General features: G+C 32.9%; 12 protein-coding genes. 2 read left to right on the top strand and 10 right to left on the bottom strand.

Annotation, left to right across the window (positions count from 1 at the left end; all coding sequences use genetic code 11):
- Positions 1 to 81 precede the first annotated feature (81 nt).
- From fabV to BLV35_RS11315, 8 genes are all read right to left on the bottom strand, one after another.
- Entirely contained in the window at positions 82 to 1,272 is a 1,191-nt protein-coding gene (gene fabV / locus BLV35_RS11350) for an enoyl-ACP reductase FabV (protein WP_091089846.1), read from the bottom strand.
- A gap of 91 nt (positions 1,273 to 1,363) precedes the next feature.
- Positions 1,364 to 3,016, bottom strand: coding sequence for a DNA repair protein RecN (gene recN, locus BLV35_RS11345; protein ID WP_091089842.1), 1,653 nt, complete (start codon positions 3,014 to 3,016; stop codon positions 1,364 to 1,366).
- Between the two features lie 56 nt (positions 3,017 to 3,072).
- Positions 3,073 to 3,957, bottom strand: a complete 885-nt coding sequence (porD, locus tag BLV35_RS11340) for a type IX secretion system protein PorD (RefSeq protein WP_091089839.1) — start codon at positions 3,955 to 3,957, stop codon at positions 3,073 to 3,075.
- The gene (coaBC, locus tag BLV35_RS11335) at positions 3,950 to 5,161 is read right to left on the bottom strand and encodes a bifunctional phosphopantothenoylcysteine decarboxylase/phosphopantothenate--cysteine ligase CoaBC (RefSeq protein ID WP_091089835.1); all 1,212 of its coding nucleotides are present in this window, start codon (positions 5,159 to 5,161) and stop codon (positions 3,950 to 3,952) included. The genes porD and coaBC overlap by 8 nt, the downstream gene beginning before the upstream one ends.
- 7 nt (positions 5,162 to 5,168) lie before the next feature.
- Positions 5,169 to 5,486, bottom strand: a complete 318-nt coding sequence (locus tag BLV35_RS11330; RefSeq protein ID WP_026709525.1) for a DNA-directed RNA polymerase subunit omega — start codon at positions 5,484 to 5,486, stop codon at positions 5,169 to 5,171.
- 8 nt (positions 5,487 to 5,494) lie between these two features.
- Positions 5,495 to 6,289, bottom strand: coding sequence for an outer membrane protein assembly factor BamD (locus BLV35_RS11325; protein ID WP_091089832.1), 795 nt, complete (start codon positions 6,287 to 6,289; stop codon positions 5,495 to 5,497).
- A gap of 137 nt (positions 6,290 to 6,426) precedes the next feature.
- Positions 6,427 to 7,308, bottom strand: a complete 882-nt coding sequence (dapA, locus tag BLV35_RS11320; protein WP_091089829.1) for a 4-hydroxy-tetrahydrodipicolinate synthase — start codon at positions 7,306 to 7,308, stop codon at positions 6,427 to 6,429.
- A gap of 6 nt (positions 7,309 to 7,314) precedes the next feature.
- Positions 7,315 to 7,833, bottom strand: a complete 519-nt coding sequence (locus tag BLV35_RS11315) for a DUF6913 domain-containing protein (RefSeq protein WP_091089825.1) — start codon at positions 7,831 to 7,833, stop codon at positions 7,315 to 7,317.
- A 47-nt stretch (positions 7,834 to 7,880) separates the two neighbouring features.
- On the opposite strand from BLV35_RS11315, the gene BLV35_RS11310 reads away from it, so the two are divergent.
- Both BLV35_RS11310 and BLV35_RS11305 read left to right on the top strand, forming a co-directional pair.
- On the top strand, positions 7,881 to 8,660 hold the full coding sequence (locus BLV35_RS11310) for a 5'-nucleotidase C-terminal domain-containing protein (RefSeq protein ID WP_091089822.1): 780 nt from the start codon (positions 7,881 to 7,883) through the stop codon (positions 8,658 to 8,660).
- 120 nt (positions 8,661 to 8,780) lie between these two features.
- The gene (locus BLV35_RS11305; RefSeq protein ID WP_091089818.1) at positions 8,781 to 9,692 is read left to right on the top strand and encodes a bifunctional metallophosphatase/5'-nucleotidase; all 912 of its coding nucleotides are present in this window, start codon (positions 8,781 to 8,783) and stop codon (positions 9,690 to 9,692) included.
- Here BLV35_RS11305 and BLV35_RS11300 read toward each other — a convergent pair.
- Together BLV35_RS11300 and ligA are read right to left on the bottom strand one after the other, a co-directional pair.
- Complete coding sequence (locus BLV35_RS11300) at positions 9,678 to 10,370, bottom strand: hypothetical protein (RefSeq protein ID WP_143031853.1); 693 nt, start codon at positions 10,368 to 10,370, stop codon at positions 9,678 to 9,680. The two genes, BLV35_RS11305 and BLV35_RS11300, sit on opposite strands and share 15 nt — an antisense overlap.
- Before the next feature lie 10 nt (positions 10,371 to 10,380).
- Positions 10,381 to 12,384, bottom strand: a complete 2,004-nt coding sequence (ligA, locus tag BLV35_RS11295) for an NAD-dependent DNA ligase LigA (RefSeq protein WP_091089812.1) — start codon at positions 12,382 to 12,384, stop codon at positions 10,381 to 10,383.
- Between the last annotated feature and the right edge of the window lie 14 nt (positions 12,385 to 12,398).

The raw sequence follows: 12,398 nt of genomic DNA, 5'->3' as shown, positions 1-12,398 counted from the left end.
TGAAAAAACACCTTAATTTCTAAAGGATAAACCAATATGAAATTAAAGTGTTTTATAAAAATTAACTGTTGTTAAATCGTATTATGCAATACTCTCAACACCAACCATTTCGTTTGCTTCTGCCTTATAATCTACACCATCGAATCCAAATCCGAAAAGGTTATGAAAGTCACTTCTGTATCCTTCTAAATCCCCTAGTTCAGCTAAATTTTCAGTAGTAGCTTCTTGCCATAATTTGGCTATTTTTGCTTGAACATCAGGACGCATTTCCCAATCGTCCACACGAATTCTTCCTTTTTCATCTGTAGGTATTTCTTTTCCTGAGAACAATCTATCAGCATACAAACGTTGAATTTGTTCAATACAACCTTCATGAATACCTTCTTCTTTCATTATTTTATACAATAAAGAAATATACAAAGGAATAACCGGTATCGCTGAGCTTGCTTGTGTTACTAAGGCTTTGTTTACAGAAACATAAGCTTTTCCATCAATGTCAGACAAGCTATCAGTAATAGTAAATGCAGTCGCTTCTAAATCATCTTTAGCACGACCAATTGTTCCTTTTCTATAAACCGCTTCAGTTAATGATGGCCCTATGTAAGAATAAGCAACAGTTGTTGCTCCTGGAGCTAATAAATTTTCAGCTTTTAAGGCATCAATCCACATTTTCCAATCTTCACCTCCCATTACAGCAACCGTATTTTCAATATCATCACCACTAGATGGTTCAATTGAAATCTCTGAAACTTTTCCTGAGTGAAAATCTACTGTTTTATTGGTAAAAGTACCACCTATCGGTTTCAATACAGAACGATGTAAAACACCTGTAGTAGGATGCATACGAACTGGAGAAGCCAAGCTATAGATAATTAAATCTACTTGTCCTAAATCAGCTTTTATAAGGTCTAATGTTTGTTTTTTAACTTCATTCGAAAAAGCATCTCCGTTAATACTTTTTGCATACAAACCTGCTTTATGCGCTTCTTTTTCGAAAGCTGCAGAGTTATACCAACCTGGAGAAGCTGTTCTCCCGGCTGTAGGTGGTTTTTCAAAAAACACACCAATAGTTGCTGCATCTGATCCAAAAGCACTAGAAATTCTTGAAGCTAATCCAAAACCTGTCGAAGCACCAATTACTAATACTTTTTTAGCACCATTGATAGCACCTTTTGATTTCACATATTCAATTTGATTTTTTATGTTTTGTTCGCATCCATCTGGGTGGGCTGTCAAACAAATAAATCCTCTCATTCTTGGTTCTATAATCATTTTTATATCGTTTAATCGTTGATTTACTATTTCAATTTATTTCTAAAATTATTATTTTCTTTACTAAACAGAACAAATATAACCCAAAAAACTAGTTCAGCAAGGCTTTCGCGTGATTTAGAGCCGAATCTGAAACTACTGCTCCAGATAACATTTGAGCAATTTCAATGATGCGTTCCTCCACAGTCAACAGTTTCAATTCAGACTGCGTGTCCTCTCCGACCGTTGATTTTGAAACCTTGAAATGTGCATTCCCTTTAGCTGCAATTTGCGGTAAATGAGTAATGGCAAAAATTTGCATGGTCTTACTCATTTCTTTCATTATCTCACCCATTTTAATAGCAATTTCTCCAGAAACACCGGTATCAATTTCATCAAAAATCAATGTAGGTAGTTTAGAATATTGCGCCAATATCGCTTTTACAGCAAGCATTATTCTGGACATTTCACCACCAGAAGCCACTTTTTTCAATATCCCAAAATCAGTTCCTTTATTGGCCGAAAATAAAAATTGAATTTCATCTTTTCCGTTACTATAATAGGTTTCTGATTGTTTTACTTGAATATCAAACCGAACGTTAGGCATTCCTAAAGTATCCAAAATAACAATCAATTTTTGAGATAAAACAGGAATTGCTTCTAGTCGCTTATCATGAATAGTTGTTGCCTGACTATTTAACAACTCTGCTTTTTCTTGAATGGCTGTCGTAAGTTTTTCTATTTCTGCTTCTAAATTCCCCAATTCAAAAACTGAATTTTCCAATTCAGTTTGAATTTCCAACAACTCATCAATAGTAGAAACCTGATGCTTCTTTTGTAAATTATAAATAAGCTGTAACTTCTGCCCAATAAAATCCAACTGCACTGGATCGTTCACTAATTTATCTGAACACCGACTCAGTTCATCTGAAATATCATCAAACTCAATTGCTACGCTTGAAATTCTTTCTAAGAGTAAATTATAATCTGTAGAGAAAGAAGCTATTTTTTGCAAAGAAACTTTAATCTCTTTTAAATTATACAACACTCCAATTTGCTCTTCATTGGCAACAGCCAAAGATTTATCAAGTGATTCTTTTATAATCTCTACATTATTTAACTTTTCAAACTCATCTTCAAGAACCTCTTGTTCTCCAGATTTTAAATTTCCTTCAACTAATTCATTTAATAAAAAAGTATGGTACTCCTGCTCTTTTAGCGATTCTCCTTGTTTTTTTATAAGTGCATTTAACTTGGTTTTATCGGCTTTATAACTTTTAAGAAGAGACTGATACTGTTGGATATTCTCTGAATTGTCAGCAATAGCATCAATAATATCAAACTGAACATTCTCATCAGACAATTCTCTTGTTTGCTGTTGCGAATGAATGTCTATCAAAAACAAACTCAACTCTTGCAATACTTGCAAATTTACTGGACTATCATTGATAAAAGCCCTAGATTTTCCAGAAGGAAGAATTTCACGTCTTACAATTGTATCATCTTCATAATCCAATTCATTACTTTCGAAAAAAGGAGACAAATTGTATTTTGATATTTCAAAATGGGCTTCAATAATACATTTTTCTTCCTTATTCTTTAAGGAAGTCAAATCGGCTCTTTTTCCCAAAACCAGTCCTAAAGCTCCTAATATAATTGATTTACCAGCACCAGTTTCTCCCGTAATAATTGAAAATCCTTTTGAAAAATCAATACTTAATTTTTCTATTAAAGCATAGTTTTTTATCGATAGAGTGGTTATCATTTATGGTGTGTTTTATTATGAAGATTTAAATTTATTGTGAAAAATAACTAATAAATTTAGTAGTTGATCATTTCCCATTTACTGGAATTTAAAGGAGAGGTTTTATTTAAACTCTCAATTAAATCCGATATGCTAATACTGGGTCCTCCTGAAAAAATGGAAAGAACTTCATCTGATTTTGCATCGAAGAATATACGTGTCAAAAATGCATTGGGTTTAGAGCTATTTAGTTTGCCTAAATCGATTAACGATACTTTTATCTTCTCTTTTGCGCCTTTCAAATCTTTTGACATTAGATCTAAACCGGAATGATAATCCAATGCTGTTTTTCGCACTGCTGAAAATGAACCAGACAACATATCATTGATAAGGAAATATCGGTTTTGATTCCCATCAATCTGACTCCATCCTTTGTAACTACTTTGTTGCGCAACGTTTGCAATATTTTGTGCTATTTCAAAATTAGGATTTCCGGACTCCAACAAAAAAGTATCCTGATCCATGCCTAATATAATATAGCTATAAAAAGAAATTACAGAAACCAAATTAGATTCGAATGCTGTCGGGCTAAAGATTAAATTTTCAAATTCAATATATCTAAAACTAAAATCCTTATCGTTATAGTTTAGAACTGGTGACGAATAAGAAGAGTTAAATATTGGTCTTGATGATTGTACTTGTAGCGTTGCGGTAAACTGATCGGAATTGTTTGACAAAATAGTAACAAACATAGAGCAATTAATTTTTTCGTTTTGCTTTAACGTCTGTCCAGTCCAATCTGTTTTATTCACAAATTCATTCAGTGATGTTTCTAAGGTTTTAAAAACCTGCAGATTAGCATTCCCTAATTTATCTGAATTTACCGTTACAGTACAATTTAACTGCTGAGCTTGAAGCAGCCCAACTGATAGTAGTAAGAAAAAGGTAAATATCTTATTCATAAAAATTTGCTATTACTTTATTTAATATATCGTCGGCAACGGCTTCTTTCGATTTCAGTTCCATCGGTTCAATATTAAAATTCTTATCGATAAAGGTAACTTTATTGGTTGGTTTTCCAAAACCTGCTCCTTGATCTTGTAAAGAATTTAAAACAATCAAATCTAAGTTTTTTTTCTGGATTTTACCCTTTGCATTTTCAATTTCATTTTCTGTTTCTAAAGCAAACCCAATTAAAAACTGATTTTTCTTTATATTTCCCAATGAAGCTAATATGTCTTTTGTTTTTTCGAGTTCAATCACAAAATTATCAGCGGCTTTTTTAATTTTTTGGGTAGCCACATTTTTGGGCTTATAATCCGCTACTGCAGCAGCAGCTATAGCAACGTCTACTTCGTCAAAATATTGATGACATGCTTCATACATTTCCTGAGCAGAAACGACGTTAACCACTTGAATTAGCGCATGACTCACTGTAAAATGTGTAGGTCCTGCTACTAAAATCACTGATGCGCCTAAATTAGCAGCACTTTTAGCAATATCAAATCCCATTTTACCTGAAGAATGATTCCCTATAAAACGTACTGGATCTATTGCCTCATATGTTGGCCCAGCAGTTATCAGTATTTTTTTTCCTTTGAGAGGTAATTTACTTTCTAAATCAGCTTCCAGAAACCGAATAATATTCTCGGGTTCTGCCATTCTTCCTTCACCAGAAAGACCACTTGCTAATTCACCACTTTCAGCAGGAATTATAGTATTTCCAAATTCGTGTAATGATTTAAAACTAGCTATTGTAGATGGGTGCTTGTACATGTCTAAATCCATTGCAGGTGCAAAAAAAACTGGACATTTTGCAGATAGATATGTAGCAATAAGAAGGTTGTCGCAAGTACCATTTGCCATCTTTGACAAGGTATTTGCAGTCGCCGGAGCGACAACCATTATATCTGCCCACAGCCCTAACTCAACATGATTACTCCATTTTTCGTTCTCATCGTCTTGATTGAAGAAAGTGGAATGTACGGGATTTTTAGACAGGGTTGATAATGTAAGAGGAGTTACAAAATCCTTAGAAGCAGGTGTCATTATCACTTGGACATGTGCACCTGCTTTTATGAATAGTCGTACTAAAGACGCTGTTTTATAGGCGGCAATTCCACCAGAAATTCCTAGTAAAACTTTCTTTCCGCTTAAAACTGACATTGTACTTTTATTTATTTGAATCTCTGTGGTAAATTTTACCGTCTAACCATTCTTGAACAGCTAAAGCGTGTGGCTTTGGCAATTTTTCATAGAATTTTGAAACCTCAATTTGTTCTTTGTTTTCAAAAACTTCTTCAAGACTATCATTATATGTAGCAAACTCTTCTAATTTCTCAGTCAATTCTTTTTTAATTTCAGAATTGATTTGATTTGCTCTTTTAGCCATAATGGTTATCGCTTCATACACGTTTCCAGTAGGTTCTTCAATAACAGTTTTATTGTATGTTATTGTATTTACTGGAGCATTCGTCTTTTTTAAATCCATGACTTTATTTATTTAGTAAATTTTTGTAAATCTTGTTCAATTCGAGCTAACATTACGTTCGCCTTTTCTTTATATTTTGTTTCTGCATCAAATTTGATCAAACTTGAATATGCTGTTTTCGCAACATTCAAACGTTCTTCCATTTTAAATTCAACACTATTGATTCCAAGTTGGTACGCAGAATCAAACTTATAAAACAATGCATCTTCTTTATATGGTGTCCCAGGATAATCAACGATAAAATTATCTAAAGCTACAATTGCTGATTTAAAATCTGAAATTGTATTGTATCCTTTGGCATTTTCATATACCTTTTTCTCTATTTTTTCACGTAAAACCCTTACTGTTTCATTTGCCTCACCTAAATATTCTGAATTAGGATAGGTATCAATGAAGTTCTGTAATTTATCTATCGCTTTAAAAGTGTCTGTTTGATCTAAGCTGTACACCGGAGATAACATCGAGTAGCTTTTTGGTCCTAAATAAGCAGCTTCCTGTACTTTTTCACTTTTAGGGTACCCTGAAACAAAACTTTCAAACTGATAACCCGCTAAATAATACTGTTTTGTTTTATAATATGACTGTGCAAACATATAAAACAACTTTTCAGCCTGTGGTTTTCCTCTGTAAGCTGGCGCAATTTGTTCAAAAAGGCGTATCGCTTTTGTGTATTTCCCAGCTTCATATAATTTAGTACCCATTTCAAATTTTGCGGCTACATCATCGTTTTTCAATGCTTTTTGATATTCATTACATGAAGTAAAAACAACAACAAGAAGCAATAGAGATATAATTTTTTTCATTTTTATTTATTTTATTTGACTTATGGGTTACGCATAACCCACAAAAAATCATACCGAAGTTTCGGTGGCAAATTTAGTTATTAATTTAGCTACTACAAAATATTTCTTTGCTTAAAAATAAGCAGCACTTTTCGTACTTATTTAACCGTGTTTTTAACAAATTGAGCTATTCTTTGCGATAAAGATTCATCAACCTGAACTAGTGGCAAACGCACAAAACTATCTGCTATTCCCAGTGCCTCAAACACTTGTTTGATTCCAGCGGGATTCCCCTGCTCAAAAATCATATCAATACAATCAGACAGGATGTACTGTAATTTAAATGCGTCATCTACCTTACGATTCAACCCTAAGCGAATCATTTCAGAAAATTCTTTCGGAAAACCTTGCCCAATTACAGAAATAACACCTGCACCACCCGCTAAAACCATCGGTAAAGCGATCATATCATCCCCAGAAATAACTAAAAAATCTTTCGGTTTATCTTTCAATATTTGCATCGCCTGAACGATATCGCCAGCCGCTTCTTTTACAGCAACGATATTTTCAAAATCATTTGCTAAACGCAATACTGTTTTTGGTAACATATTACTTGATGTTCTTCCCGGAACGTTATAAATAATCACAGGTATTGGCGACGCTTCAGAAATAGCTTTAAAATGTTGGTATATTCCTTCTTGAGTTGGTTTATTGTAAAATGGAGAAACTGAAAGTATAGCAATAAAATCAGAAAAATCTCTGGTCTTTAATTCTTCAACAATCCTTCTAGTATCGTTTCCTCCTACTCCCAACACTAAAGGCAATCGTCCTTTATTACAGTCAACCACTGTTTTTATAACCAACTCCTTTTCATCTTGAGATAGTGTAGCGTTCTCTGCTGTTGTTCCCAGAATTACAAGATATTCAATCCCTCCGTCTATTGAAAAGTTTACGATTCTGCATAATGCTTCCGTATCAACTGAGAAATCTGCTTTAAATGGAGTCACAAGAGCAACGCCAGTTCCTATTAATGCTTGCATGTTAAATTATATTTTGTTTAATATTTTTAAATACCTAAATAATTCATGAGTAAAAACCTTGTAATTCTCGCCATTGGTATTGATCATCAAATTGTTTAATCTTTTGTCAATAGCTGAAAAACCAACTTTAAAATGTGCCTTAGAATTATGAGTTACAATTAGTAAAATTGTCTTTTCAACATCATAATAACTAATTAACAAATCAAATTCCTTGTTTATAAAATCATTAACAGCGGGATTATCTATTTCTGCATTCCACTTTAAATGCTTTGAACTAAACGTAGCTCGTACATTGTTGGTGCTTTTTTTTGATGCCTCTCGATAAACAATAACCTCTATATTTTCTTCTAAAATACCATTAGCAATTAACTCACTTATAAAAGCTTTTGTTTCTGAAAAATGACGCTGATCTATAACTACGCCCACTGTTTTGATTATTCCAGAAACCGAATTGCCTTTAACATTTTGCAAACTGTTTTTTAATATTTTTTTTACAGAAAATTCTTTTATATAATTTAAAAACATTCTATTTTTACTGTTTTACAAAATTAATTAATTAAGTCCCATAACAAATGGTAAATCTAAAAAAGTATAACGATGTTTTCAAACTTTTTGTTATATTCTTAACATTTTTTTTCTTTCTTTCTTGTAGCAACAAAGTCGTCCATCTGACCAAAATTGAAGGGAAACAAATTCCTATTACCGAAAAAGAAAATCAAGTAGCTGAAATAGAAAACTTTATTAAACCGTTCAGAGAACATATCAATAAAGACTTAGATAGCGTTTTATCATATTGTCCCATTACTCTAGATAAAATGGCCAAAAACAGCCAAACCACAATTGGCAACTTAATGGCCGATGTTACTTTAAAACGAGGAAATATAGTTTTTAAAACTCGTGAAAACAAAACAATTGATATTTGTTTGCTAAATCATGGAGGCATACGAGCGATACTACCAAAAGGGAATGTTACTACAAGAACAGCATTTGAAATAATGCCTTTTGAAAACACCATGGTCGTTATTGCTCTAAAAGGAGAACAAATATTAGAAATGGTAGATTATTTTATCCGTGAAAAACAACCACATCCTCTTGCTGGATTGACCTTTACTATTGATAAAAACAAACTCCCTAAAAATATTTTAGTACAAGGTAAAACGGTTGAAAAAGACGAAGTATATTATGTAGGGACCAATGATTATCTTGCTAACGGCGGAGATAGCATGAATTTCTTCAAAAAAGGAACGGCTACTTATGATCTCAATTACAAATTGAGAAACATCTTGATTGATTATTTTAAAGAAACAGATACGATTAGATCAACTCAAGACAATCGAATTACGGTTGAGTAATTTCAAAATTATTAATTCCAATAGACTTTAGCCCCGATTGAAGTGGAAATCCTTTTTATTTTTTCTTTAAAAATAAAAAGATTGTAACGGAAAGCGGGAAATAGCTCCAAAAATAAACAGATGAAAAGAAGAGATTTTATAGAAAAAACTGCCGCAAGTACAGCAATGTTGGGTTTGGGTTTATCATTAAGTAGTTTCAAAACGGTCGAGGTAACAAAAATAACTATTCTTCATACTAATGATGTGCACAGTCATATTGATCCTTTTCCTGCTGATGACCCTAGAAATGCTAATATGGGTGGTGTTGCTAGAAGGGCTTCATTGATCGAAAAAATACGTAAAGAGGATACTAATGTATTGTTGCTCGATGCGGGAGATATTTTTCAAGGAACGCCTTATTTTAATTATTATGGTGGCGAACTCGAATTTAAGTTGATGAGTATGATGCAATATGACGCCTCTACCATAGGAAATCATGATTTTGATAATGGTATCGAAGGTTTATATGCACAAATGCCTCATGCTAAATTTGAATTCTTATCTGCGAATTATGATTTCAAAAACACCATGATGGACGGTTTAGTTAAACCATATAAAGTTTTCAATAAAAATGGAATTAAGGTTGGCGTTTTTGGAATTGGGATTGAACTTGACGGTTTAGTTGACAAAAAAATGTATAAAGAAACCGTTTATAACAATCCTGTTGAAACAGCTCAAGAAATGGTTCGGATTTTAAAAAAAGAACAAAAATGCGACTTGGTTGTTTGTCTTTCACATCTTGGTTATAATTATAAAAATGAGCCTAATAAAATATGTGATTTAAAACTTGCTGCGCTTACAGAAGATATCGATTTGATAATAGGAGGGCACACACATACTTTTCTAGATAAGCCAACAATTGTGAAAAACATATCAGGAAATGACGTTTTAGTCAATCAAGTAGGTTGTTATGGAATAAACCTAGGCCGAATTGACTTTTACTTCGATTCCAATAAAAGAAAAGCATCTGAAGGAAAATCAATCGTTGTTTAACCGCTCATTGTTTATAACAAACTTATAAAAAGAAAAACAAACTATAGTATTTAGAAATAAAGCCAATGGTCTAAAACTAATTAATTTTAAATCTGATAAATAAAATTTCTCAATAAAGACGACGAAAGTCTGGGTTAGCGACATAATTCCAAAAATAATTAACCAGATGTCTTTTTTATTATTAGCTGACAAGTAGTTTGATAATACAATTCCGCTGAGTGCTGCAATTAAGACAATCTGAATAATTAAACTGATATAGCTTTGCACCATTACATTATCAGGAATTGACACCAAATACAAAAAATAAAATAGGAAAGGTATTGAAGCTAATATGGGTGGAATATAATCATTAATTCGGGTTAACTTAGCAACGTAATATATTTCGATAATACGGTGAAAAAAAACAAAGATTAAGGCAAAACGCACTACTCCAATTTCATTTGATATAAAAAACATTCTTCCAATTAGTACGAATAAAAGATTAATAAAATAAAGCGGGTTTTTTATAGGAGAAGTATAACTATACAATGCTAACAATAGTAAAAACTCTAGTGGTTTTATAATATATTGAAAATAAATATTCATGTACATCTGGAAAGCGATCTCAATTATTCCAGTAAAGAAATAGAGCGTAATTAACACTTTTTCAATATCATTATCGATACCTCGAAACTTCATTTTTCGTATATTAATTTTCATTTATCAGAATCATAAAGTCCCCTTCAGATAGAATTGGAATATTTAGCTTATTGGCTTTTTCCAATTTGGCTGGCCCCATATTATCACCAGCTACTACATAATTTGTTTTGGCAGAAATAGAACTACCTACTTTCCCTCCATTTTCTTCAATTGCTTTTTTCAATTCGTCTCTAGAGAACTGTTGGAAAACACCAGATACCACAAATACTTTCCCAGCAAGCTTGTCAGTTGCATTAGGGTTTATGTTTTCGATAATTTCAAATTGGATTCCGCAATTCTTCAATCTGTCAATGATAATTCTATTTTCTTCATTTTCAAAAAATTCCAGGACACTTTTAGCAATTTTCTCACCAATTTCATCAACTAAAACCAAATCCATTAACGTTGCCTGACTCAATGCATCAATGTTTTTATAATGCTTCGCTAATTTTTTAGCTACCGTCTCTCCTACATATCGAATTCCGAGCGCATATAAAACACGTTCAAATGGGATGCTTTTTGAATTTTCCACTCCCTTAACCAGATTGTCGGCGGACTTTTGTGCCATACGTTCCAATGGAAGAATTTGATCTACTGTCAATTGATACAAATCAGCATAATTGTGCACTAAACCATTATTGAATAACAATGCTACAGTTTCACCACCAAGACCTTCAATATCCATTGCCTTTCTCGAAATATAATGTTGGATCCTTCCAATAATTTGCGGTGGACAACCATAAAAATTAGGGCAGTAGTGATTTACTTCTCCTTCATTTTTAATTAACTCCGTGTGGCATTCTGGACAATGTGTAATGTATTTTGTTGGTTCTGAGTTTTCAGAACGTTTGCTTAAATCTACCGCTATAATTTTAGGGATAATCTCTCCTCCTTTTTCAACAAATACAGTATCTCCCAATCGAATATCTAGTTTTTCGATTTGGTCTGCATTGTAAAGGGAAGCACGTTTAACAATTGTACCGGCTAACTGTACCGGTTCTAAATTTGCAACAGGTGTAATCGCACCCGTTCTTCCTACTTGATAAGAAATGGAATTTAATACGGTTGAAACCTGTTCAGATTTGAACTTGTAAGCCATTGCCCAACGCGGAGATTTAGCAGTATAGCCTAATTCATCCTGATATTGAAAGCGATTTACTTTTACCACTACCCCATCTGTTTCATAAGGCAACTCGTGTCTATGTATATCCCAAAAATCAATGTACTTAAAAACTTCTTCTAAACTAAGAGCGAGCTTCGCTTCTTTGGGAACTTTAAACCCCCATTTTCTAGCTGCTTCTAATCCATCATACTGTGTTGCAAAAGGAAGGTTATTTCCAATTAAAAAATACAAAAGGCAATCTAGTGGTCTTTTGGCAACTTCAGCACTGTCTTGTAGTTTTAAACTTCCAGAGGCGGTATTCCTTGGGTTAGAATAAGGAGTTTCTCCAATTTCTATTAAATCCTGATTCATTTTTTCGAATCCGGCAAAAGGCAATATAATCTCTCCTCGTACATCAAATTTATCGGGAAAATCACCTTTTAGCTGTAGCGGAATTGATTTTATAGTTTTGATATTATTAGTAACATCATCGCCTTGAAACCCATCTCCTCTTGTAACGGCTCTGGTTAGCTTTCCGTTCTCATAAGTAATGCTGATTGATGCACCGTCATATTTTAATTCGCAGGTATATTCTAGTGGAACTTCGCCTAATACTTTTTGCACGCGCTTTTCCCACTCGATTAAATCCTCTTTAGAATAAGAATTATCCAAAGAGTACATTCTGTATTCATGAGGGACCGTTTTAAAATTTTTGGTAATTGCTCCTCCTACCCGTTGGCTAGGTGAATTTTCATCAAAATATTCAGGATGTTTATTCTCTAAATCTTGAAGTTGTTTTAGTTGTATATCAAAATCATAATCAGAAATGGTTGGCGAGTCCAACACATAATAATTATAATTGTATTGGTCTAATTCGTCCCTTAATTTTTGAATCGTATTTTGAACATTCATAGAAAAAATATTGG

It is taken from the genome of Flavobacterium gillisiae, assembly GCF_900107635.1.
GTDB classification, from domain to species: Bacteria; Bacteroidota; Bacteroidia; order Flavobacteriales; family Flavobacteriaceae; genus Flavobacterium; species Flavobacterium gillisiae.
This window is presented reverse-complemented; position numbering and strand designations above follow the sequence as displayed.